Origin of the sequence: Herbidospora solisilvae (genome assembly GCF_009901565.1) — a bacterium.
GTDB lineage: Bacteria > Actinomycetota > Actinomycetes > Streptosporangiales > Streptosporangiaceae > Herbidospora > Herbidospora solisilvae.
In genome coordinates this window covers 511,914-533,679 of sequence record NZ_WXEW01000008.1, presented here as the reverse complement: position 1 = coordinate 533,679, position 21,766 = coordinate 511,914, and the positions used below count along the sequence as shown (strand labels likewise).

22 protein-coding genes are annotated in these 21,766 nt (G+C 69.7%); 7 read left to right on the top strand and 15 right to left on the bottom strand.

Features of this window, described 5'->3' with window-relative positions:
* The first annotated feature begins 25 nt into the window (after nt 1-25).
* On the top strand, nt 26-1,144 hold the full coding sequence (locus GT755_RS28510; protein WP_161482637.1) for a D-alanyl-D-alanine carboxypeptidase family protein: 1,119 nt from the start codon (nt 26-28) through the stop codon (nt 1,142-1,144).
* Here the strand turns inward: GT755_RS28510 and GT755_RS28505 are convergent.
* The 3 genes from GT755_RS28505 to GT755_RS28495 are packed head-to-tail and all read right to left on the bottom strand — an operon-like array spanning nt 1,120 to nt 4,435.
* Nucleotides 1,120-2,061 (bottom strand): YihY/virulence factor BrkB family protein, encoded by a 942-nt coding sequence (locus tag GT755_RS28505; protein WP_161482636.1) that lies wholly within the window; start codon nt 2,059-2,061, stop codon nt 1,120-1,122. The two genes, GT755_RS28510 and GT755_RS28505, sit on opposite strands and share 25 nt — an antisense overlap.
* Before the next feature lie 39 nt (nt 2,062-2,100).
* Entirely contained in the window at nt 2,101-3,105 is a 1,005-nt protein-coding gene (gene trpS / locus GT755_RS28500; RefSeq protein WP_161482635.1) for a tryptophan--tRNA ligase, read from the bottom strand.
* A gap of 40 nt (nt 3,106-3,145) precedes the next feature.
* Nucleotides 3,146-4,435, bottom strand: coding sequence for a hemolysin family protein (locus GT755_RS28495; RefSeq protein ID WP_161482634.1), 1,290 nt, complete (start codon nt 4,433-4,435; stop codon nt 3,146-3,148).
* A 111-nt stretch (nt 4,436-4,546) separates the two neighbouring features.
* Here GT755_RS28495 and galE point away from each other — a divergent pair, with 111 nt between their 5' ends.
* Both galE and GT755_RS40710 read left to right on the top strand, forming a co-directional pair.
* Nucleotides 4,547-5,485, top strand: a complete 939-nt coding sequence (gene galE, locus GT755_RS28490; protein ID WP_161482633.1) for a UDP-glucose 4-epimerase GalE — start codon at nt 4,547-4,549, stop codon at nt 5,483-5,485.
* A gap of 42 nt (nt 5,486-5,527) precedes the next feature.
* Nucleotides 5,528-5,656: a hypothetical protein gene (locus tag GT755_RS40710; RefSeq protein ID WP_268903543.1), complete on the top strand. Its 129-nt coding sequence runs from the start codon at nt 5,528-5,530 to the stop codon at nt 5,654-5,656.
* On the opposite strand, the gene GT755_RS28485 is transcribed toward GT755_RS40710, so the two are convergent.
* A complete protein-coding gene (locus tag GT755_RS28485) occupies nt 5,631-6,422 on the bottom strand; it encodes a COG1361 family protein (RefSeq protein WP_161482632.1) in 792 nt (263 codons plus the stop codon). The genes GT755_RS40710 and GT755_RS28485 overlap by 26 nt on opposite strands.
* A gap of 59 nt (nt 6,423-6,481) precedes the next feature.
* On the opposite strand from GT755_RS28485, the gene GT755_RS28480 reads away from it, so the two are divergent.
* Nucleotides 6,482-6,853, top strand: coding sequence for a hypothetical protein (locus GT755_RS28480; protein ID WP_161482631.1), 372 nt, complete (start codon nt 6,482-6,484; stop codon nt 6,851-6,853).
* Here the strand turns inward: GT755_RS28480 and GT755_RS28475 are convergent.
* From GT755_RS28475 to GT755_RS28460, 4 genes are all read right to left on the bottom strand, one after another.
* Nucleotides 6,850-8,715 carry a serine/threonine-protein kinase gene (locus GT755_RS28475; protein WP_161482630.1) on the bottom strand — a complete coding sequence of 622 codons (1,866 nt, stop codon included), beginning with the start codon at nt 8,713-8,715 and terminating at the stop codon, nt 6,850-6,852. The two genes, GT755_RS28480 and GT755_RS28475, sit on opposite strands and share 4 nt — an antisense overlap.
* Before the next feature lie 192 nt (nt 8,716-8,907).
* Nucleotides 8,908-10,122: an NADP-dependent isocitrate dehydrogenase gene (locus GT755_RS28470; RefSeq protein WP_161482629.1), complete on the bottom strand. Its 1,215-nt coding sequence runs from the start codon at nt 10,120-10,122 to the stop codon at nt 8,908-8,910.
* Nucleotides 10,123-10,189: 67 nt separating this feature from the next.
* The gene (locus GT755_RS28465) at nt 10,190-10,561 is read right to left on the bottom strand and encodes a DUF3017 domain-containing protein (protein ID WP_161482628.1); all 372 of its coding nucleotides are present in this window, start codon (nt 10,559-10,561) and stop codon (nt 10,190-10,192) included.
* On the bottom strand, nt 10,558-11,679 hold the full coding sequence (locus GT755_RS28460) for a citrate/2-methylcitrate synthase (protein WP_161482627.1): 1,122 nt from the start codon (nt 11,677-11,679) through the stop codon (nt 10,558-10,560). Before GT755_RS28460 ends, GT755_RS28465 begins: the two co-directional genes overlap by 4 nt.
* A gap of 239 nt (nt 11,680-11,918) precedes the next feature.
* On the opposite strand from GT755_RS28460, the gene GT755_RS28455 reads away from it, so the two are divergent.
* Nucleotides 11,919-12,581 (top strand): FHA domain-containing protein, encoded by a 663-nt coding sequence (locus GT755_RS28455; RefSeq protein WP_062431487.1) that lies wholly within the window; start codon nt 11,919-11,921, stop codon nt 12,579-12,581.
* Nucleotides 12,582-12,853: 272 nt separating this feature from the next.
* Here the strand turns inward: GT755_RS28455 and GT755_RS28450 are convergent, their stop codons facing one another.
* The 3 genes from GT755_RS28450 to purN are packed head-to-tail and all read right to left on the bottom strand — an operon-like array spanning nt 12,854 to nt 15,899.
* Complete coding sequence (locus GT755_RS28450; RefSeq protein WP_161482626.1) at nt 12,854-13,714, bottom strand: bifunctional methylenetetrahydrofolate dehydrogenase/methenyltetrahydrofolate cyclohydrolase; 861 nt, start codon at nt 13,712-13,714, stop codon at nt 12,854-12,856.
* A 12-nt stretch (nt 13,715-13,726) separates the two neighbouring features.
* A complete protein-coding gene (purH, locus tag GT755_RS28445; protein WP_161482625.1) occupies nt 13,727-15,268 on the bottom strand; it encodes a bifunctional phosphoribosylaminoimidazolecarboxamide formyltransferase/IMP cyclohydrolase in 1,542 nt (513 codons plus the stop codon).
* Nucleotides 15,269-15,290: 22 nt separating this feature from the next.
* Entirely contained in the window at nt 15,291-15,899 is a 609-nt protein-coding gene (gene purN / locus GT755_RS28440; protein ID WP_161482690.1) for a phosphoribosylglycinamide formyltransferase, read from the bottom strand.
* 95 nt (nt 15,900-15,994) lie between these two features.
* On the opposite strand from purN, the gene GT755_RS28435 reads away from it, so the two are divergent.
* Complete coding sequence (locus GT755_RS28435) at nt 15,995-16,396, top strand: hypothetical protein (protein ID WP_161482624.1); 402 nt, start codon at nt 15,995-15,997, stop codon at nt 16,394-16,396.
* On the opposite strand, the gene GT755_RS28430 is transcribed toward GT755_RS28435, so the two are convergent.
* The 4 genes from GT755_RS28430 to GT755_RS28415 form a co-directional block, all read right to left on the bottom strand.
* Nucleotides 16,393-17,928 carry a cell division protein PerM gene (locus tag GT755_RS28430; protein WP_161482623.1) on the bottom strand — a complete coding sequence of 512 codons (1,536 nt, stop codon included), beginning with the start codon at nt 17,926-17,928 and terminating at the stop codon, nt 16,393-16,395. The genes GT755_RS28435 and GT755_RS28430 overlap by 4 nt on opposite strands.
* Before the next feature lie 136 nt (nt 17,929-18,064).
* A complete protein-coding gene (gene sucD, locus GT755_RS28425; protein WP_161482622.1) occupies nt 18,065-18,940 on the bottom strand; it encodes a succinate--CoA ligase subunit alpha in 876 nt (291 codons plus the stop codon).
* Nucleotides 18,940-20,121, bottom strand: coding sequence for an ADP-forming succinate--CoA ligase subunit beta (gene sucC / locus GT755_RS28420; protein WP_161482621.1), 1,182 nt, complete (start codon nt 20,119-20,121; stop codon nt 18,940-18,942). The genes sucD and sucC overlap by 1 nt, the downstream gene beginning before the upstream one ends.
* Before the next feature lie 215 nt (nt 20,122-20,336).
* Nucleotides 20,337-20,738, bottom strand: a complete 402-nt coding sequence (locus tag GT755_RS28415; protein ID WP_161482620.1) for a cobalamin B12-binding domain-containing protein — start codon at nt 20,736-20,738, stop codon at nt 20,337-20,339.
* Nucleotides 20,739-20,924: 186 nt separating this feature from the next.
* Here GT755_RS28415 and GT755_RS28410 point away from each other — a divergent pair, with 186 nt between their 5' ends.
* A complete protein-coding gene (locus tag GT755_RS28410; RefSeq protein WP_161482619.1) occupies nt 20,925-21,764 on the top strand; it encodes a hypothetical protein in 840 nt (279 codons plus the stop codon).
* Nucleotides 21,765-21,766 lie beyond the last annotated feature (2 nt).

Here is a 21,766-nt window from a genome sequence, read left to right as displayed (position 1 = left end):
CGATCTTTGGGGGATCTTTCGCGACATGCGTAGATGTACGAGTGCCCTCAGTCTCGCCGTGCTCACGGCCGGGCTGGTGGCGGGCACCCAGCCGGCGGCGCTGGCGGCCGACGTGATCGGCGGGCCGCAGCTGGCCGGCACCGGGATCATCGTCCCGGCCGGGGTGCAGGCTCCGCCCAAGACCAAGGCGAGCTCGTACGTGATCGCCGACGCCGACACCGGCGAGGTGCTGGCGGCCAAGAACCCCCACGGCAGGTTCCTGCCGGCCAGCACGCTGAAGGCGCTGACGGCCCTCACGCTGATCCCGCTGCTCGACAAGAACAAGACGGTCAAGCCGAGCCAGGCCGCCGTCAACGAGGAGGGCAGCGCGGTCGGCCTCGTGCCCAAGCCGATCTACAAGGTGCACGACCTGCTCAGGGCGCTGATGATGGTCAGCGGCAACGACTGCGCCAACGCCCTGGCCGAGGCCAACGGCGGCATCCCCGCCACCCTCGCCGACATGAACGAGGTCGCGAGGAAGCTCCAGGCCAACGACACGGTCGCCAAGACCCCCAGCGGCCTCGACAAGCCGGGGCAGAGCAGTTCGGCGTACGACCTGGCGCTGATCGCCCGCGCGGGCCTGAAGCTGAAGGACTTCCGCGAGTACATCTCCACCAAGACCGCCAAGTTCCCGGCGCCGAAGGGCCACTACGAGATCGGCAACCACAACAAGATGTTGTGGACCTACGACGGCATGCTCGGCGTCAAGAACGGCTGGACGTCCAAGGCCTTCGGCAGCTTCGTCGGCGCCGCCAAGCGCGACGGCCACACGATCATCGTGTCGGTCATGCGCCACGAGGAGTCGTTCTGGAAGGACGTCGAGGAGCTGATGAACTGGGGCTTCGCCAACCGCGGCAAGAGCGCCGCCGTGGGCGCCCTGGTCGAGCCGCTGCCCGACCGGCCCTCTCCGGCGCCCTCGGCCCTGGCCGCCGAGAGGGCACCGGTGCCCGAGGGCAACGCCGCCGTGTCGGCGCCCGACGCCCGGGAGAGCGGCTCGGGCATGATGGCCACGATCGTCCTGGGCGGCGGCCTGGTCGCCGGGGTCGGCCTGCTCGGCTGGGGCATCCGCCGCAAGCGGCGTCAGTCGCCGACGGCCTCGTCGTAGCCGTCGTGGGTGGCCGGGGCCGGTGACGGCTCCGGCGGCGGGCCCAGGGTGGCGGTGGCCGTCCAGGCGGCGGAGTAGAAGATCACCCGGGCCGACAGGTTGATCCACAACAGCAGCCCGACCATCACGGTGAACGTCCCGTAGAGGGTGTTGTTCGACAGGGTGTGCGACAGGAGCAGCGTCGCGAACTGCTTGAGCAGGCCGAACAGCACCGCGCCGAGCAGCGCCCCGCGCAGGATCACTCTGAAGGGCTGGGCCGGCCGGGCCAGCCAGCCGAACATCACGAGGAAGACCAGCGTGTCGGCGGCCAGTGAGGCCGCGATGCCCGCCGCGGCCAGCCCGGCCGCGCCGAGCCACGACCCGCCCACCCCGAGCCGGTCGGCGATGAGGCCCGCCGCGCCTCCGGCCGCGCCGCTGACGACGGTCGACAGGATCTCCGCCAGGCCGATGAGGATCAGCGCGATGAGGTCGTAGAGTTTCGCGAGCAGGAAGTTGACCGGGGGTTCGCGGTTCATCCAGATGTCGCGCAGGGCCACGCGCAGCGTGTCGACCGCGGCCAGGCCGGAGTAGAGCAGGCCGACGACGCCGATGATCGTGGCGGCGCTGCGGGCCTCGGCCAGGTAGCTCAGGTTGAGCTTGTCGGCCAGGCCCGGCAGCTGCTCGTTGATCGCCTGGGTCAGGGTCGTCAGCGCGTCGGGCCGGAAGGTGACGACGTAGCCGAACACCGCGAAGGCCAGCGCGATGATCGGGAAGAACGACAGGAACGCGAAGTAGGTCACCGCGCCGGCGAGCCGGTCGCCGCGCATGATCTGGTAGCGGTGGACCGTCCGGATGAGGTGGTCGACCCACCGCCAGCGGATGCGGGCGCGCTCGGTTCTACCGCGCGTCCACGCCTTGGCGGACTCGACCCACCTCATCAACGAACTGATCACGCCGGGGACCTACCCCCGGGGCGCTCAGTGAGTCGGCAGGAAGCCCATCGCGTCGCGGGCCTTCTCCATGGTCTGCTGGGCCACCGCGCGGGCCTTGGCGGCGCCGATCGCCAGCATGCGGTCGAGCTCGGCCTCGTTGGCGAGCAGCTTCTCGGCCCGCTCGCGGATCGGGGAGAAGGTCTCGATGACGGCCTCGGCGACGTCCTTCTTGAAGGTGCCGTAGCCCTGGCCGACGTAGCGCGCCTCCAGGTCGGGGATCGGCGTGGCGGTCAGCGCCGACAGGATGCGCAGCAGGTTGGTGACGCCCGGCTTGTTCTCGTCGTCGGCGACGATGTCGGTGCCGGTGTCGGTGACCGCGCGCATGATCTTCTTGCGCAGCGCGCCCGGCTCCTCCAGCACGTCGAGGATGCCCTGGGGGCTCGACGACGACTTCGACATCTTCGCGGTCGGGTCCTGGAGGTCGGTGATCTTCTCGACCTCCTTCACGATGTAGGGATTGGGCAGCGTGAAGGTCGCCCCGTAGCGCGTGTTGAAGCGCTGCGCGAGGTCGCGGGTCAGCTCGATGTGCTGCTTCTGGTCGGCGCCCACCGGGACCTGGTCGGTCTGGTAGAGCAGGATGTCGGCGGCCTGCAGGATCGGGTAGGTGAACAGGCCCACCGAGGCCGAGCCCTCGCCGTATTTGGCCGACTTGTCCTTGAACTGGGTCATCCGGCCGGCCTCGCCCATGCCGGTCAGGCAGATGAGCATCCAGGCCAGCTCGGCGTGCTCCCGTACGTGGCTCTGCACGAAGACCGCCGACCGCTCGGGGTCGAGGCCGCAGGCGAAGAGCTGGGCGGCGGCGACGCGGGTGCGGGTGCGCAGCTCGGCGGCGGTCGGCGCGACCGTGATCGCGTGGAGGTCGACGACCATGTAGAACGCGTCGTGGGTCTCCTGCAGCGGGACCCACTGGCGGACCGCGCCCAGGTAGTTGCCGAGGTGGAACGAGTCCGACGTGGGCTGGATGCCGGAAAGAACACGAGGGCGAGCCATGACGTCATTCTTCCAGCAACCCCGGCCTGGTCGCGACGATTTACGCCTCCGGGGTGGCGGGGGTGACCCGGACCCGGGAGACCCGCCGTCCGTCCATCTCCGTCACCGTCAGGCGGGCTCCGGGCGCCTCCACGGTCTCGCCCACCACGGGCAGGTGACCCAGCCTCGCCATCAGGAAACCGCCGATGGTCTCGTAGGGGCCCTCGGGGAACCGGATGCCGATCTCGGATTGGGCGTCGACCAGGCGGAGCAGGCCCTCGACCTCGACGTCGCCCGCGATGCGGCGGATGCCGGGCTCCTCGTGGTCGTACTCGTCGCGGATGTCGCCGATCAGCTCCTCGACCAGGTCCTCCAGGGTGACGATGCCGGCGGTGCCGCCGTACTCGTCGACCACGATGGCCAGGTGGTGGCCCTCGTCGCGCATCTCCGACAGGGTGGCCAGCACCCGTTTGGTGCCCGGGACCTGCTTGACCGGGCGGATCGGCACCACCTCGGAGATCGGGTCGATCCGGCCGGTGAGCACCGGGTCGAGCAGGTCGCGCACGTGCACGAACCCGACGACCTCGTCGTAGGAGTTGCGGTAGACGGGGAACCGCGAGTGGGGCAGCGAGGCGACCAGCACCGCCGCCTCGGCCAGCGTGGTGTCGGCGGCCATGAACTCCACCTCGGTACGCGGCAGCATCACCTCCCGCAACTGCCGCTTGCCGGCCGCGAAGACCTCGGCGATCAGGTGCCGCTCGTCGGCGGTCAGCTCGGCGTGCCCGGCCACCATGTCGCGCAGTTCCTCTATCGTCATCGCCTCGCGGTCGGCCTTGGGGTTGCCGCCGAGCAGTCGCACCACGCCGTCGGTCGACTTCGACAACGCCCAGATGACCGGCCGCGACAACGCCGCGATCCGGTCGACGAACGGGGCGACCACCAGCGCCAGGCCCTCGGCCCGCTGGAGCGCCAGGCGCTTGGGCACCAGCTCGCCGAGCACGAGGGAGACATACGAGATCGCGAGGGTCACCACGAGCAGTGAGACCAGCGGCGCGGCCGACGCGGGCAGGCCCCAGCCCTCCAGGGCGGGGCTCAGCTCGCCCGCGAGCTTGTCGGCGCCGAAGGCGGCCGAGAGCATGCTCGCCACGGTGACCCCGATCTGGACCGCCGACAGGAACCTGTTGGGATCGCGGGCGAGCTTGGCCACCCGTGCGCCGCGGCGGCCGAGCTTCTCCAGCCGCCGCACCTGGCTCTCCCGCAGCGAGACGAGGGCCATCTCGGCTGCCGCGAAGTAGCCTCCGATCAGGATGAACACCAAGACGAGGGCGATGTTGGCCGCGAGACTGTTCACTGGAATGTTTCCGCCCTGGCGACTTCCGATGACGAGAGACCTGAAAGCGTACTCAGTGCGCGGCTAGGCTGGGGGTCGTACAAAAACGAACATAGTCGAACGGAATCCAACGTGAAGCTACTGGTTACCGGAGGCGCGGGCTACATCGGCAGCGTGACCGCGGCGCAGCTCGTCGAGGCGGGACACGAGGTCACCGTGCTCGACGACCTCTCGACCGGCCACGCCGACGCGGTGCCCGACGGCGCGCGGTTCGTCGAGGGTTCCTTCATGGAGCCGGGCGACCTGTCCGGGTTCGACGCGGTGCTCCACTTCGCGGCCAAGAGCCTGGTCGGCGAGTCCGTCGAGAAACCCGCACTCTACTGGTCGCACAACCTGGGCGGCACGCTCCGCCTCCTGGAGGCCATGCGCAAGGGCGGCGTCGGCCACATCGTCTTCTCCTCGACCGCCGCGACCTACGGCGAGCCCGAGAACACGCCGATCCGGGAGACCGACCCGACCCGGCCCACCAACCCCTACGGGGCCTCGAAGCTGGCCGTCGACACCACCCTGACCGCCTTCGCCGCCATGTACGGCATCGGCGCGGTCAGCCTGCGCTACTTCAACGTGGCCGGCGCCTACGGCCGTTTCCGCGAGCGCCACATGATCGAGACCCACCTGATCCCCAACGTGCTCAAGGTCGCGCTCGGCGAGCGCGAGTCGATCAATCTGTTCGGCGGCGACTACCCCACGCCCGACGGCACATGCGTGCGCGACTACGTGCACGTCTCCGACGTCGCCAACGCCCACCTGCTGGCGCTGGCGGCCTGCGAGAGGGGGGTCCACAAGATCTATAACCTCGGCAACGGGGCGGGCTTCTCCAACCAGCAGGTCGTGGACGTCTGCCGCGAGGTCACCGGCCACCCGATCCCCTCGGCCATCGCGCCCCGGCGGGCGGGCGACCCGGCGGTGCTGGTCGCGTCGTCGGAGCTGATCCAGAAGGAGCTGGGCTGGCAGCCCCAGCACAGCGGGCTGACCTCGATCGTCGAAGACGCATGGCGAGCAGTTCGGTAATTGTCCGGATTCGCAGCGTGAAAATGTGATTGAGTCTCGGCTATGAGGCGAGTGCTGACATATGCGGGAATCACGCTGCTCGTCCTGCTGGGCAGCCTCGCCTCCGCCGCGGGGGTGGTGTTCGCCACCGGCGGCGCTTACATGGTCAACGGGTCTCCGCTCTGCCCCTGACCTTCAACGACGCCTGGTTGTTGCGGGGATGGCGGTCGCCGCGCCCCTGGGAGCGCACGATCGCCGTCACCGCGGTCGTACCGCGCCGCACCGCCAGCCGGAACCAGGCCGTGCCTCCGGGCCGGATCGTCGGCACCACGCACCCGGTCCGGCCGCCGCAACGGGCCCCGTCGACGAAGACCATGGCGTCGCGCACCACCCGCGGCCCTCTGTTCCGCACGGCCGCGTGCACGGTCGTCCGGTGGCCGCTGGGCCGCGCGGCGGAGAGCCGCACGGTCAGGTCGGCGCCCTCGTCGACCTTGGTGAACGACTCGGCCTGGTTGTCGGTCTCGTGGCCGTCGAGGACCTCGGAGATCAGCCGGGCCTGGGCGTGCAGCGGACCCAGAGCGTTGGGGCGCACCAGTCCGGTGATCACCACCCCGCCCGACTTACCGGCCGCCACGTCCTTGGACGACGGGCACACGACCTCCGACAGGCCCCGGCCGGGCCGGCACTCGGCGACGTCCACGGCGACGATCGTGAAGTCGGTCGGGACGCGGACCGTCAGCGTGGGCAGCACCGCGTCGCCCGGGCCGCCGTTCTTCACCTGGACGTTGTAGGTCAGCGGCTGCCCCGGCTGGGCGATCTTGGGGTGGGCCTCGATGGACACCGACAGGTCGGCTCCGCCCCACTGGCTTTCGTGCCCGTCGGGCCCGGACGCGAGCGCGGGACCGGCGAGGACCCCCGAGACGAGGAACGCGACCCCCGCGACCAACCATCGACGCATGGACCAATTGAACGTGCGGGGCGTCGAGATGATCGTTCGGACACGCTACCGTCGACCTCATGGAAGGGACACGGGACGGCAAAGTCCGCGCCCTGCTCTACGACGTCACCACGGTCCTGCTGCTGACCTTCGGCGGCCTGCTGTTCGTCGTCGGCTGGCTGGCGGGCGCCTACCTGCTGCTGGCCTCCCGGCGCTGGCGTCCATGGGAGAAGGCGCTCGGCCTGCTGGTGTGGCCGCTGGGCGTGTTGTGGGTGTACGTCGTCCCGCTCGTCCTGTTCAGCTGCGAGACCGTCGTGCTCGACGGAACGCCGTTCCGGACCACCTGCCCCGCCCACGCCGACTGGCTGACCCCGACGGTGATGGGGGCGGCGTTCGGCCTGGAGATCCTGGTGATGATCGTCCTGCTGCTGCGGCCCCGGCGGCGGGATTAGCGGCAGGGCACCTTGACGGGGATGCTGCGGTCGGGGGTGAACACCGCGTTGCCGAAGAACTTGGTCAGCAGGCCGCGGGCCGTGCCCGAGTCGAAGAGCTTGACGACGGCGTGCCGGACCGCCTCACAGGTCTCGACGTCGCCCTTCGGCAGCCCGACCGAGTAGCGCGCCGAGCCGACGCCGAGGCCGAGCACCCGGTATTTCACCGGCTCGCGGTTGGCGAACCCGGCGAGCATGATGTCGTCGCCCGGGAAGGCGTCGACCAGCCGGGTGCGCAGCATGTCCATGCAGTCCCCCGCGTCGGTGCCCTCGACCGGCTCCACGGCGATCCCCTGCCCGGCGAGCCACTTCTGGATCTCGGCGGCGTTGGTGCCGGGCCGCACGCACAGCCGCTTGCCCCGCAGGTCGGCGGCCGACCTGATGTCGGAGTCGTCGGCCACCAGCACGTCGTTGCGCGCCTGGTAGTAGGGCCCGGCGAAGGTGACCGGGTCGTTCCTGGACGCCTCCCAGGCGTAGGTCGCCACCACCAGGTCGACCGCGCCGCTGGTCAGCGCCTGCACCCGGTTGAACGCCGTCACCTCCCGGACCTCCACGTTCTTCGCGCCGAGCTCCTTGGCGATCCAGCGGCCGACCTCGACCTCGAACCCCGTCGGCGGCTCGTCGCCGGGGCCGAAGCCGACGCCGGGCAGGTCGCCCTTGACGCCGATCGTGAGCTTCCCCGTGCGTTTGGCCTTCTCCAGCACCGAGGCGTAGGGGCCGGAACGGCTCGGCGCGGGGCTCTCCTTCGGGGCGACGTCGGGCGAATTGACCATCAGGGTCACCACGACCGCGACCCCGCCGAGCACCAGCGCGGCGGCGGCCGCCATGGAGGCGGGCAGCCACCACTTCGTCCGCTTCGACGGCGACGGCGGCTTCTGCGGCGGCGCCGGCACCCGGAAGGCGCGGGTCTGCTCGTCGACCTCCTTGCTCGCGATGTCTTTCACCACGGGGAACGGGCCGGTCTCGGGGTTGGCCACCAGGGCGCCCTGGGTCATCACCACGGTCGAGGCGTCGCCGGTCTCGGGGTGGCCGAGCAGCCGCAGCAGGATCTGCCCCGCCGTCGGCCGGTCGGCCGGCCGCTTGCTCACGCTGTCGGCCACCACGCCGCGCAGCGGCTCGGGCAGCGGGGTCAGGTCGATGTCGTGGTTGAGAATCCGGTTCAGCACCGCCGCGATCGACTTCGCCCCGAACGCGGCCTGCCCGGTGGCGGCGTAGGCGATCGTCGCGCCCCACGCGAACACGTCGGTGAAGGGTCCGACGTCGTCGCCGGAGACCTGTTCCGGCGCCATGTACGCCGGCGTGCCGATCGCCCGGCTGGTGATGGTGCCCGTGGAGTCGAGGATGCGGGAGATGCCGAAGTCGACCACCCGGGGCCCGTCGGTGGCCAGCAGCACGTTGTCGGGCTTGAAGTCGCGGTGGATGATGCCCGCCTGGTGGATGGCGGTCAGCGCGGTCGCCGTGCCGACGGCCAGCCGTTCGAGGTCGTCGCCGCTCATCGGGCCCGACCGGTCGATCTGCTCGCGCAGCGACGGGCCGTCGATGTACTCGCTGGCGATGTAGGGGGTGTCGCCTTCGAGGTCGGCGGCGATCACGCGGGCCGTGCAGAAGCTGGCGACCCGCTCGGCGGCCCGCAGCTCCCGCGCGAAACGGGACCGGGCCATGGCGTCGCCGGTGAACTTGACGTGCAGCAGTTTCACCGCGGCCCGCTCACCCGACGGATCGGTGCCGAGGTAGACGGTCCCCTGGCCGCCCTCGCCGATCCGACCGGACAGGGTGAAGGGACCGAGCTGTTTCGGGTCCCCCGACCCGAGCGGCTCGATCATGAATGAATCCCACGCTTCTTTAGGCAGATTTCCGGCGCGAGCCCCGGCCGTCCGAGTCTCGCTTTCGTCATCATTTGGCCAGGCTGACTTTACGGCAAACACAAGAGCCGCCCACCGGGGAAAGGCGAGCGGCTCTAGGGGGAAGCGAGACGCGGGCTGTGGCTCGCGTCGTGAATCTGCCCTAAGGACAGGTCAGGCCATCTTCTTCTGCAGGTTCTCGTCGAGCGTGGCCAGGAAGTCCTGGGTGGTCAGCCACTCGGCGTCGCCGCCGACCAGCAGGGCCAGGTCCTTGGTCATCTTGCCGCTCTCGACGGTCTCGATGCAGACCTGCTCCAGCTTGGACGCGAAGTCGACGACCTCGGGCTGGTTGTCGAGCTTGCCGCGGTGCTGCAGGCCACGGGTCCAGGCGAAGATCGACGCGATCGGGTTGGTCGACGTCGGCTTGCCCTGCTGGTGCTGCCGGAAGTGGCGGGTCACCGTGCCGTGGGCGGCCTCGGCCTCGACGGTCTGGCCGTCGGGGGTCATCAGCACCGAGGTCATCAGGCCGAGCGAGCCGAAGCCCTGCGCCACCGTGTCGGACTGGACGTCACCGTCGTAGTTCTTGCACGCCCAGACGTAGCCGCCCTCCCACTTGAGGGACGCCGCCACCATGTCGTCGATCAGCCGGTGCTCGTAAGTGATCCCGGCCGCCTCGAAGTCGGCCTTGAACTCACTCTCGAACACCTCGGCGAAGATGTCCTTGAACCGGCCGTCGTAGGCCTTCATGATCGTGTTCTTCGTCGACAGGTAGACCGGGTAGTTGCGCGACAGGCCATAGCGCATCGACGAGCGGGCGAAGTCGCGGATCGACTCGTCGAGGTTGTACATGGCCATGGCGACGCCGCCGCCGGGGAAGTCGAAGACGTTGAGCTCGATCGGCTCGCTGCCGTCCTTCGGGGTGAAGGTCAGGGTCAGCGTGCCCTCGCCGGGGACCTTGAGGTCGGTGGCGCGGTACTGGTCGCCGAACGCGTGACGGCCGACGATGATCGGCTTGGTCCAGCCGGGCACCAGGCGCGGCACGTTCGACATGATGATCGGCTCACGGAAGATGACGCCGCCGAGGATGTTGCGGATCGTCCCGTTGGGGGACTTCCACATCTTCTTCAGGCCGAACTCCTCGACACGGGCCTCGTCGGGGGTGATCGTCGCGCACTTGACGCCGACGCCGTACTGCTTGATCGCGTTCGCGGCGTCGATGGTGACCTGGTCGTCGGTCGCGTCGCGGTGCTCGATGCCGAGGTCGAAGTACTTGAGGTCGACGTCGAGGTAGGGCAGGATCAGCTGGTCCTTGATGAACTGCCAGATGATCCGGGTCATCTCGTCGCCGTCAAGCTCGACGACCGGACCCGCTACCTTGATCTTGGGCATTCGTGGGGTTCCCCTTCTGAACGAACATTTGCCCCGAAGTCGGGCATGGCCTGCGTCCTTTTTGAGGTCACTGGCCGACGAGGCTATCGGACGGCCGTGCCTGGTCGACGATGAGGTCGGAGGGATGGAGGTCGACCTCCAGCAGGACCCCGGCCGCCACCATCAGCAGCCCGAAAACGGTGAGGGTGAGGGTGTCGGTGAGACGCGAGCGGACCGACAGGCCGCCGGAGTGACGCCGGGGCAGCAGCAGTCGCAGCACCGCGCCCGCGAGAAAGGCGGCGCCGAGCACGACGCCGCCCAACCAGGGTTCGGGGAGCTCGGAGATGAGGATCAGCCCGGTGGCCGCGCCCGCGGCCACCATGACGTAGGCCCCCCAGGCCATGCGCCTCGCGTTGGTGTTGATGGTCGGTTCCGTCTCTTCTGCGTGAGCGGTCGTCACCGCTCGTCGATGTGGATCCACTTCTGGTCGCGCGCGCCGATGTACTCGCTGTCCGGGCGGATCAGCCGGTTGTCGGCGTGCTGCTCGATGACGTGGGCGGTCCACCCTGCCATCCGGCTGACCGAGAACACGGGGGTGAACAGGTCGGTCGGGATGCCGAGGAAGTGGTAGACCGTCGCGGCGTAGAAGTCGACGTTGGGGTAGAGGCCCTTCTCGGCGAAGACGACCTCCTCCATCTCCTTCGACATCCGATAGTAGGTGTCGTCGCCGGACGCTTCGCCCAGCTCCTCCGACATGCGGCGCAGGTGGGTGGCCCGCGGGTCCTCGGTCTTGTAGACCCGGTGTCCGAAGCCCATGATCTTCTCGCCGCCGGCGAGCTTCGCCCGCACCGCCTCGGCGACGCCGCTCGGGTCGATCGTCTCCAGCGTGCGCATCACCTGCTCGTTGGCGCCGCCGTGCAGCGGGCCCTTGAGGGTGCCGATGGCGGCGACCACGGCCGAGTGCATGTCCGACAGGGTGGCCGCGCAGACCCGGGCGGCGAACGTCGAGGCGTTCATCGTGTGGTCGGCGTGCAGCACCAGGCACTCGTCGAAGATCTCGACTTCCCGGGGCGTCGGCTCCTTGCCGGTGACCTGGCGCAGGAAGTTGGCCGCGATCGACTGGTCGGGATCGGGCTCGGGGGCCTCCACGCCCCGGCGGGCCGCGTGGAAGCGGGCCACCAGGATCGGCTGCAGCGCCGTCAGCCGGGCCGCCTTGCGCAGGTTCGCGTCGGCGGCGTTGGAGTCCTTGTCGGGATCGTCGGCGCTGGTCAGCGAGAGCAGCGTGCGCAGGGCCTCCATGGGCTCCTGCTTCTCGGCGATCTCCACGACGTTCTGCTCGACGAGACTGCCGAGCGTGCGCCCCCGCACGAGTTCCGCGCCGTATTCGGCGAGCTGGTCGCGGTTCGGGAGGGTGCCGTGCTGGAGAAGGTGGGCGGTTTCCTCGAATGTCGTACGGCCGGCCAGGTCGTGGATGTCGTATCCGCGGTAGAACAACAGACCGGCCTTGCCGTCGATGTCGCTGAGCGCTGTTGACGCGGCGACGACATCGGCGAGACCTTTGATGGGCTTGTCTGCCATGAGTGTTTCCTCCGCTTATCTACCGCGAAAGTCTACCCGTGAGCTGGTAAAGCACCCTTTCCTTCGGGCAAGTTCCAAACGCGAGCCACGGCGGGCCTTCGGCCGTCCGCATCTCGTGTAGAGGTCCAGACCAATTGGGTGCCGATTCTGGTCAGGGTAAAGGCGATTCCCGATCCCCACGTTTGGGTAAGCCGCAGCTGATGTGAAAGTAACGGCGGGCTACCTGGGGAGGAACTGCCGTGGAGGGGCCGTTCATACGGATTGAGGACACCGGCGAGGTGGTGCCCTTGCGCCCCGAGATCACCACGATCGGCCGGGGCCGAGGTGCCGACATCCGGCTGACAGACCCGAGCGTGTCGCGTTTACACGCCGAGTTCGTCAGGCGGGGACCTTACCTGTACGTCGTTGACCTGGGCTTGTCCCGCAACGGCACACGGGTGAACGGCAGGCCGATCGCCCGGAGGGTCCTCGACGACGGCGACGTCGTCTCGTTCGGCGCCGCCCGCGCGCGCGTCGGCGGGATACCACGCGAAGACCTGGCGCCAGAGGTCGAGTTGCGGCGGGCAGCCGCACCCGAGCTCACCCGGCGCGAGGTCGACGTGCTGACGTCGCTCTGCCGACCGGCGCTCTCGGACGAAGCGTTCGTGGCGCCCGCGACCGCACGCGAGATCGCCGACGACCTGGTCGTCACGGAGGCCGCGGTGAAGCAGCACCTGCTGCGGCTCTACCAGAAGTTCCGCATTCCCGAGGGCACCAACCGGCGCACCCGCCTCGCCAACGAGGTGGTCGCACTCGGCCTGGTCCGCCCGACCCCGGTCGTCCCGCCACAACGGGCGACCGAGGGAAGCGGAACTCCGGCGCATCCCGCCTCGGCGCCCACAGCGGGGCGCCGGGCGAGCTGAGCGAGACGCAGACGGCCGAAGGCCGGTTGTGTCTCGCGCTGTGAATCTGCCCGATAGACAGGAGACGCAGACGGCCGAAGGCCGGTTGTGTCTCGCGCTGGGAATCTGCCCGAAAGACAGGAGACGCAGACGGCCGACAACCGGCTGTGGCTCGCGCTAGGAATCTGCCCGATGGACACGAGACGCAGACGGCCGACAACCGGCTGTGTCTCGCTGGAAATCAGGCCGATAGACACGAGACGGTCGCGGAGCTCGGCGAGGGGTCTCCGCTTCTAGCTCAGCAGACCCGCGTCCCGCTCCGCGGCCTCGACCACGTTGGTCAGCAGCAGGGCGCGGGTCATCGGTCCGACGCCGCCGGGATTGGGCGCGACCCACCCGGCGACTTCGGCGACGTCGGGCGCGACGTCGCCGGCGATCTTCCCGTCGACCCGCGAGACGCCGACGTCGAGCACGGCCGCCCCCGGCTTCACCATCTCGGCGGTGATGAGCCCGGGCACCCCGGCCGCCGCGACGACGATGTCGGCCCGCCTCACGTGGTCGGCCAGGTCACGGGTGCCGGTGTGGCACAGGGTGACGGTGGCGTTCTCCGACCGCCGGGTCAGCAGCAGGCCGAGCGGACGGCCGACCGTGATGCCGCGGCCGATCACCACGACCTCGGCGCCGTTGATCGGCACGTCGTATTCGCGCAGCAGGTCGACGACCCCGCGCGGCGTGCAGGGCAGCGGGGCGTCGACCATGTGCACCAGCTTGCCCAGGTTGACCGGGTGGAGGCCGTCGGCGTCCTTGGCCGGGTCGATGCGCTCCAGCAGCGCCATCGTGTCGAGCTGGCGCGGCAGCGGGAGCTGGACGATGTAGCCGTTGCAGGCCGGGTCGGCGTTGAGCTCGTCGATGACGTCCTCGACCTGGCCCGGGGTGGCGTCGGCGGGCAACTCACGCTGGATCGAGTTGATGCCGACCTCGGCGCAATCGCGGTGCTTGCTGGCGACGTAGATGTGGCTGGCCGGGTCGTCGCCGACCAGGACAGTGCCCAGGCCCGGCGTGATGCCCGCCTCGGCGAGCTTGCCGACGCGCAGCGCCAGGTCGAGCTTGATCTTGGCCGCGGTGGCCTTGCCGTCGAGAATCCCTGCGCTCATGTCTTGGCCCCTTTAGTGGAAGAAATGACGGGTGCCGGTGAAGTAGAGGCTCACTCCGGCGGCCTGCGCCGCCGCGATGACCTCGTCGTCACGGATCGAGCCGCCCGGCTCCACGATCGCGGTCACGCCGCCGTCGACCAGCACCTGCAGGCCGTCGGCGAACGGGAAGAAGGCGTCGGAGGCGGCCACCGAACCGGCCGCCCGCTCCCCCGCCCGCGTGACCGCCAGGCGCGCCGAGTCGACCCGGTTGACCTGGCCCATGCCGACGCCGACCGAGGCGCCGTCGCTGGCCAGCAGGATCGCGTTCGACTTGACCGAACGGACGGCCTTCCAGGCGAACTCCAGATCGGCCAGCGTCTCGGCGGAGACCGCCGGACCGGCCTTCAGCTCCCACCCCGCGACGCCGTCGCCGGGCGCGTCGACGCGGTCGACGGTCTGCACCAGCAGCCCGCCGTCGATGCGCCGGAACTCGGCGGCGTTGCGGGGGCCCTGCGGGCAGGCCAGCAGCCGGAGGTTCTTCTTCTCCTTCAGCACGGTCAGGGCGTCGTCGGAGAACGAGGGAGCCACGACCACTTCGGTGAAGATGGGCGCGATCTGCTCGGCCAGTTCCCTGGTGACCTCGCGGTTGACCGCGATGACCCCGCCGTAAGCCGAGACCGGGTCGCACTCATGGGCCTTGCGATGCGCCTCCACCACGTCGGAACCCACGGCGATGCCACACGGGTTGGCGTGCTTGATGATCGCGACAGCCGGGGCGTCGAAGTCCCAGGCCGAGCGCCAGGCGGCATCGGCGTCGACGTAGTTGTTGTAGGACATCTCCTTGCCGTGGAGCTGCTGCGCGCCCGCCAGGCCGCCCGAGCCCGTCGAGTAGAGGGCGGCGCGCTGGTGGGGGTTCTCACCGTAACGCAGCACGTCTTTGAGGGTCCAGTCGGCGCCCATGAACGTCGGCCACTCGCCCTCGGGGGCGTAGACGTTGGCGAACCACGAGGCCACGGCCACGTCGTAGCTGGCCGTGTGGGCGTAGGCGGTGGCGGCCAGGCGGCGGCGCTCGGTCACGGTGAAGCCGCCCTCGCCGATCGCGGCCAGCACCGACGGGTAGGAGCGCGGGTCGACGACCACGGCGACCGTGCCGTGGTTCTTGGCGGCGGCGCGGATCATCGCCGGGCCGCCGATGTCGATCTTCTCGACGCAGTCGGCGTCGGAGGCGCCCGAGGCGACCGTCTCGCGGAACGGGTAGAGGTTGACCACACAGAGCTGGAACGGCTCGATCTCCAGCTCTTCGAGCTGGGTGACGTGATCGGGGTTGGCGCCGTCGGCCAGCAGCCCGGCGTGCACGCGCGGGTGGAGGGTCTTGACCCGGCCGTCGAGGCACTCGGGGAAACCCGTCAGCGACTCCACCTTCGTGACCGGGATGCCGTAGGAGGCGATGGCGGCGGCCGTGCCGCCGGTCGAGACGATCTCGACGCCCGCCGCTTCGAGGCCGCGGGCCAGGTCTTCCAGGCCGGTCTTGTCGTAAACCGTGATCAGCGCGCGCCGGATGGCGATCCGAGTCACTGTGTAGCCTCCTGTGTTCTGTTCAGAGGGTCGTGCCCAGACGCACCGTGCGCCCGGAGACCCGCCAGCCCTCGCGGGCCATCCGCCCGACCACCTCGACCAGCAGCCCCCGCTCGACCACCTTGATGCGCTCGTGGAGCGTCGCCTCGTCGTCGCCGTCTTCGACGGGCACCGCCGTCTGGGCGATCACCGGGCCGGTGTCGACCCCGGCGTCGACGAGGTGGACGGTGCAGCCGGTGACCTTCACTCCGTAGGCGAGCGCGTCGCGGACGGCGTGGGCGCCGGGAAAGGCCGGAAGGAGCGCCGGGTGGGTGTTGACCACCGTGAACCGCGACAGCACGGCCGGGCCGAGGATCTTCATGAACCCGGCCGACACCACCAGATCGGGTTTGTACTCGGCGATCTTCTCGGCCAGGGCCGAATCCCACGCCTCACGGGACGTATGATCACTTACCCGCTCGGCGAAGGTGGGCAGACCGGCGCGCTCGGCGCGGGCCAGCCCCTCGATCGCCGGACGGTCGGCCCCGACGGCCACGACGGTCGCTCCATAGGCCGGATCTGCCGCGACGTCGAGAAGGGCTTGTAGGTTGGTCCCCGAACCCGAGACGAGGACCACGAGCCGGGAAGACAGAGCGGTCTCCTTCGGGGAAGTGAACGGGTGCGTGACAAAGGGTATCGGTCACGCCGTCGTGCGGCGTGAAGGCCCTATCAGCAAGGCGGGAGATCGTGACCACACCACTGCAGACGGCCGCGGAGATGGGCGGGCGCCGGGCGCTGGCCCTCGCTCTCATGGCGCTGATCTTCACATTGTTCGTGCCGACGATGGGCCTGGCCCTGTCGGTGTTCGGCCTCATCGTTGGCGTCCGCGACCTGCGCACGCTCAAGAAGGGCGGTCAGCCGACCGGCATGGCGACCGGCGCGGTGGTCATCTCCACGCTGGCGTTCCTGCTCGGCGGCGTCACCACGGCCGTGCAGGTCTACCTGGGGACCGAGCTGACGGCGTACACGGAATGCCTGAAGGGGGCCGGCACGGTCACGGCGCAGACCGAGTGCTCCACCGAGCTGAAGACGGCGCTGGAGTCCAAGCTCGGCATGCCGTGGCCGGCGAACATGCCGCTGCCCGGCTAGTCGTCCTTGATGTTCAGATAGGTGACGTGGGCGCCGGTCGGGTCGTCGATCGGCTCCTCGTCGTCGTCGGGCCTGATCGGGGTCGAGCGTTTGCGGGCGAAGGTCTCGACGGCGTGGTCGTCGGGCTCGACGTCGCGGATCACCGGGATCGGGATGGTGTCGGCCTCGGTGGCGTCCATCCAGTGACCGGGCAGGGGCTCCTTCTTGGCCTTGCGCTTCTTCTTGACCTTCGTGACGACCTCGGCGAGCGGCTGCTGCGCGGGCGTGTGGGAGATCAGCCACCAGTTGGCCAGCCCGGCCGAGATGCCCGCCGCCACGCCGACTTCGAGGGTGACCGAGAAGGCCACCTCCCACGCCGACGGACCGACGGCGGCCATGCGGGCGCCGCCCAGCGGGCCGCCCGACAGCGCCGCCAGCAGCCCGGCGACCGCACCCGAGCTCAGCCCGCAGACGAACCCCCACAGCGGCGCCGCCTCCAGTGACGGCGTGGGCGCGATGCGGGCGACCACCACCCCGGCCACCGCGCCGGCCGCGAACGGGATGGCCACCACGGCCATCAGCCACGGCGGCACCGGGCCCGACTCGGGCAGCGCGCCCAGCAGCGGCAACGACGGGATGGCCCCGAGTTTCACGCCGGTCGGCGCGACCAGCGTGCCGGCCCCGATGGCGAAGCCGGGTCCGGTGATGTACGACATCCCCCAGATCCCCGCGTTGAACAGGTAGAGCGCCTCGACCAGCGCCAGCAGCACCCCGCCCACCAGACCCGGCTTGAGCGCGTCGGTGAGCGCCTTGATCTCGCCGAACTTGACGGCGATCATGCCCAGCACCAGCAGCAGCCCGGCCGCGAGCATCAGCGACACGGCCACGAAGGTGCCCACCACGACCGAGCGCGGCCGTTCGGGCAGCAGCCGGACCATCGCCCGCCACGGCCCGATCGTGCGGGCCACCGCCACCGAACCGGCCAGGAACGCCAGCAGCAGGTGGCTGATCAGCGCCTCGGCCACGAACGGCTGGGTCACCTCGTTGCGGGCCACCAGCGCGATCATCCCGGCCAGCAGGGCGTAGGGCGCCGCCAGCGAGATGCCGGCGCGGGCGATCAGGATGAGCTGCGCCTTGCGGCGGGCGTTCGCCAGGTCCTTGGACGAGCCCTTCGGCAGCCGCGCGGGCAGCCGCAGCCGCAGGTCGGCGTCTCTGGCCATCCACAACCCGGCCCGGTAGAGCAGGGTGCCGGGCAGGATCATCAGGCCCAGCGGGAGCAGGCCGACGCGGCCGCCTCCCGGGATCTCGAACCCGGCGTGGTGGGCGGCCAGCCAGAGCTGGCAGGCGGTCCGGAACACCCCCGGCAGCCCCGCGCCGAACGTGCCGCGGGGGGCCGCGATCCAGCCGATCAGCGTCAGCGTGGTGAGGACCGCCAGGCCGATGCCGAGCGTGCCCGCCGCGGCCAGCATGCCCGAGACCGGCAGCGGACGCCGGTCGTCGTCGCCGAAGACGGCCCGGGGGACTGTCCGAATCTGGTCGAGAAGCGCCGTCACAGTAGCCGATGCTCTCAAGGGCGGGCCGTAACACGGTCACGCCGCGCCGATGGGCCGTCCCGTTTGTCCTCAGGAAAGCGAGAACCCCGGCGCGCTTGGCGCCGGGGCTCGCGGAATCTGCCTCGAACGAACAGGACTAGCGGTTCTGCATGATCTCCCGCATGAGACGGGCGGTCTCACTGGGGGTCTTGCCGACGCGCACGCCGACCTTCTCCAGGGCTTCCTTCTTCGCCTGGGCGGTGCCGGCCGAGCCCGACACGATGGCGCCGGCGTGGCCCATCGTCTTGCCCTCGGGGGCGGTGAAACCGGCGACGTAGGCCACGACGGGCTTGGTCACGTTCTTCTCGATGTAGGCCGCCGCGCGCTCCTCGGCGTCGCCGCCGATCTCGCCGATCATGACGATGGCGTCGGTGCCCGGGTCGTCCTGGAACGCCTGGAGGGCGTCGATGTGGGTGGTGCCGATGACCGGGTCACCGCCGATGCCGACCGCCGTGGAGAAGCCGAAGTCGCGCAGTTCGTACATGAGCTGGTAGGTCAGCGTGCCCGACTTCGAGACCAGGCCGATGCGGCCCGGGGTGGTGATGTCGGCCGGGATGATGCCGGCGTTGGAGGCGCCGGGCGAGGCGATGCCGGGGCAGTTCGGGCCGATGATCCGGGTCTTGTTGCCCTTGGCGACGGCGTAGGCCCAGAACTCGGTCGTGTCGTGGATCGGCACGCCCTCGGTGATGACGACCGCGAGGGGGATCTCGGCGTCGATCGCCTCCTTGACCGCGCTCGCGGTGAAGGCCGGCGGCACGAAGATGACGCTGACGTCGGCCTTGGTCTTCTCCATCGCCTCGGCGACGGTCGCGAACACCGGCAGGCCCTCGTGGGTGGTGCCCGCCTTACGCGGGTTCACGCCGCCGACGACGTTGGCGCCGGAGGCCAGCATGCGCACGGTGTGCTTGGTGCCCTCGGACCCCGTGATGCCCTGGACGATGATCCTGCTCTTCTCGGTGAGCCAGATGGCCATTACGCACCTACCGCGGCGAGTTCGGCGGCGCGCTTGGCCGCGTCGTCCATGGTGTCGACAAGTTCGACGCCCGGAAGGGCGGCGGCTTGGAGGATCTCGCGGCCCAGCGCCGCGTTGTTGCCGTCGAGGCGGACCACGAGCGGGCGGGTGACCGCCTCGCCCCGGTCGCCCAGCAGCTTGAAGGCGCTGACGATGCCGTCGGCGACCGCGTCGCAGGCGGTGATGCCGCCGAAGACGTTCACGAACACCGACTTCACGGCCGGGTCGGACAGGATGATCTCCAGCCCGTTGGCCATCACCTCGGCCGACGCGCCGCCGCCGATGTCGAGGAAGTTGGCCGGCTTCGGCGAGCCCGGGAACTGCTCGCCGGCGTAGGCGACCACGTCGAGGGTGGACATGACCAGGCCGGCGCCGTTGCCGATGATGCCGACGTTGCCGTCGAGCTTCACGTAGTTGAGGTGCTTCTCCTTGGCGCGCGCCTCGAGCGGGTCTTCGGCCGCCTTGTCGACGAAGACCTCGTGGTCCTTCTGGCGGAAGTCGGCGTTGGCGTCGAGGGTGACCTTGCCGTCGAGCGCCTTCACCTGGCCGTCGGCCGCGAGGATCATCGGGTTGACCTCGACGAGCGAGGCGTCTTCGTCGACGAAGACCGCCCACAGACGCTCGATGAGCTCGGCGGCTCCGTCGAGCGACTTCTCGGGCAGCCCGCCGGCCTGCGCGATCTCGCGCGCCCTCGCCCGGTCGATCCCGTCGATCGGGTTGACCGGGATCTTCGCCACCTTCTCGGGGGCGGTGTGCGCGACCTCTTCGATGTCCATGCCGCCCGCGGCGGAGCAGATCGCGAGGAAGGTACGGTTCGCGCGGTCGAGCAGGAAGGAGAAGTAGTACTCCTCCGCGATGTCGCTCGCCTCTTCGATCAGGACCTTGTGGACCGTGTGGCCCTTGATGTCCATGCCGAGGATGGCCTTGGCCTTCGCCTCGGCGTCGTTGGCGTCGTCGGCCACCTTCACGCCGCCGGCCTTGCCGCGGCCACCGGTCTTGACCTGGGCCTTGACCACGACCCGCCCGGCCAGTTGTTCGGCCGCCGCCCGTGCTTCCGCCACGGTGTGCGCGACGATTCCGCGCGGCACCGGGATGCCGTACGCGGCGAAGAGCTCCTTCGCCTGATGTTCGAACAGGTCCACGAGGGTCCGTCCCTTTGAATGTCGAGGGCGCCACTGGACAGGGCGCCGTCGTCCTGCCTGGCATTTCCGCGCAGAAAGCCTAGCCCCAGGCCGTGCGTGGCGCGGTCATAGGGGGGCGGTTGGGGGTTGCCGACTTTCCCGTTATGTACTAGAGCGTCCGGGATGGGGGTGTGTGGGCTCCCGGATACGTACCGAATGGGCGAGTCGGGCCCCGCTCAGACGGCGGCGGGGATCGTCGCCCTGACCCAGTCGACGATCTCGTCGGTGGTCGCGCCGGGGGTGAAGATGCCGGCCACGCCCATGGCGCGGAGCTCGGGGATGTCCTCCTCGGGGATGATGCCGCCGCCGAAGACGACGATGTCGGTGGCGTCCTGTTCGCGGAGCAGTTCCATCACCTTCGCGAAGAGGGTCATGTGGGCGCCCGAGAGGATCGACAGCCCGATCGCGGCGGCGTCCTCCTGGATGGCGGTGCGGACGATCTGCTCCGGGGTCTGGTGCAGACCTGTGTAGACGACTTCCATGCCCGCGTCACGCAGGGCGCGGGCGACGACCTTCACGCCGCGGTCGTGACCGTCGAGCCCGGGTTTGGCGACGACGATCCTGATCCTGGATTCCATGGTTCGCACTGTAACCCGGCGGCCCGGAAGGTCTCGGTGAAGCCTCGGCTTGACGGACTTTGTTGGCGTTTCAAGTGTGAAGTTTGTGAAAAGACGCGATAAATGATCGATCTGAGGTAGATGTTCCGGCAGAATCCTCCCGTCCCACCTCTCCCATTCAGGGACTCATCCCGGAGGAACCCCACCATGAGGCGAATCCTCGCCATCGCGGCATGCGCCACCGCCGTCGCGGCAGCCACCGCAGTCGGCGCGGCGCCAGCGCAGGCCGCCCCCAACCCCGTCGCCGCGCTCAAGGCACAGTTCAAGACCGGGCTCGGCGTGAAGTTCAGCGACAAGTTCAGCCTCGACAACAAGATTTTCAGCCGCCGGACCGGAACGTTCCAGTTCGGCCGCGCCGGCGTGGCCGCGTCGGACCTCACCACGAAGTTCAACCTCAAGGCGTCCGAGATCGCAGAAATGCCGGAGGAGATCCAGCCGCTGCTCCGCCCCGAGCAGACCATCAAGATCGGCTCGACGGCGTACATCAAGGGCGGCATGTTCGCCACCTTCCTGCCGGAGGGCGCGACCTGGCTGCGCGGCCCCGGAGCCCCCGCCACCGGCCTGACCGGCATCTTCGGCCAGTACATCAACATCACCGAGCCGATGACCCTGCAGAAGCTCGTCAAGAAGAGCAAGCGGACCGGCTCCGTGTACACCGGCAAGATCACCATCGGCGAGATCCTCACGACCTCGAAGTGGCTCAAGGCGATCCTGGCGTCCGGGGGATCGGCTTCCCAGAAGAAGTCCGTCGTCTCCTACAAGCTCTACGTCAACGGCAAGGGCCTGGTCACCCGGCTCGTGACCAGCGCCAAGGGCTCCGCGCTGGGCTTCGACGCCTCGACGATCTCGGTCGACAGCCGTTACGTGTCCTGGGGCACGAAGGTCTCCATCAAGGCCCCGACCGAGGGCATCGCCGACGTGGACGAACTCGAGGGCCTCGACGAGTTCAGCGCTCCGCTCGCCCGCGTGGTGGGCGAGGCGGCCTGACC

What these genes read in the sequence shown, in the direction of transcription:
- GT755_RS28510 (WP_161482637.1), top strand. Translation starts at nt 26, where the DNA reads ATGCGTAGATGTACGAGTGCCCTCAGTCTCGCCGTGCTCACGGCCGGG.
- GT755_RS28505 (WP_161482636.1), bottom strand. Translation starts at nt 2,061, where the DNA reads ATGAGGTGGGTCGAGTCCGCCAAGGCGTGGACGCGCGGTAGAACCGAG.
- trpS (WP_161482635.1), bottom strand. Translation starts at nt 3,105, where the DNA reads ATGGCTCGCCCTCGTGTTCTTTCCGGCATCCAGCCCACGTCGGACTCG.
- GT755_RS40710 (WP_268903543.1), top strand. Translation starts at nt 5,528, where the DNA reads ATGAGGCGAGTGCTGACATATGCGGGAATCACGCTGCTCGTCCTGCTG.
- GT755_RS28485 (WP_161482632.1), bottom strand. Translation starts at nt 6,422, where the DNA reads ATGCGTCGATGGTTGGTCGCGGGGGTCGCGTTCCTCGTCTCGGGGGTC.
- GT755_RS28480 (WP_161482631.1), top strand. Translation starts at nt 6,482, where the DNA reads ATGGAAGGGACACGGGACGGCAAAGTCCGCGCCCTGCTCTACGACGTC.
- GT755_RS28475 (WP_161482630.1), bottom strand. Translation starts at nt 8,715, where the DNA reads ATGATCGAGCCGCTCGGGTCGGGGGACCCGAAACAGCTCGGTCCCTTC.
- GT755_RS28470 (WP_161482629.1), bottom strand. Translation starts at nt 10,122, where the DNA reads ATGCCCAAGATCAAGGTAGCGGGTCCGGTCGTCGAGCTTGACGGCGAC.
- GT755_RS28460 (WP_161482627.1), bottom strand. Translation starts at nt 11,679, where the DNA reads ATGGCAGACAAGCCCATCAAAGGTCTCGCCGATGTCGTCGCCGCGTCA.
- GT755_RS28450 (WP_161482626.1), bottom strand. Translation starts at nt 13,714, where the DNA reads ATGAGCGCAGGGATTCTCGACGGCAAGGCCACCGCGGCCAAGATCAAG.
- sucD (WP_161482622.1), bottom strand. Translation starts at nt 18,940, where the DNA reads ATGGCCATCTGGCTCACCGAGAAGAGCAGGATCATCGTCCAGGGCATC.
- GT755_RS28415 (WP_161482620.1), bottom strand. Translation starts at nt 20,738, where the DNA reads ATGGAATCCAGGATCAGGATCGTCGTCGCCAAACCCGGGCTCGACGGT.
- GT755_RS28410 (WP_161482619.1), top strand. Translation starts at nt 20,925, where the DNA reads ATGAGGCGAATCCTCGCCATCGCGGCATGCGCCACCGCCGTCGCGGCA.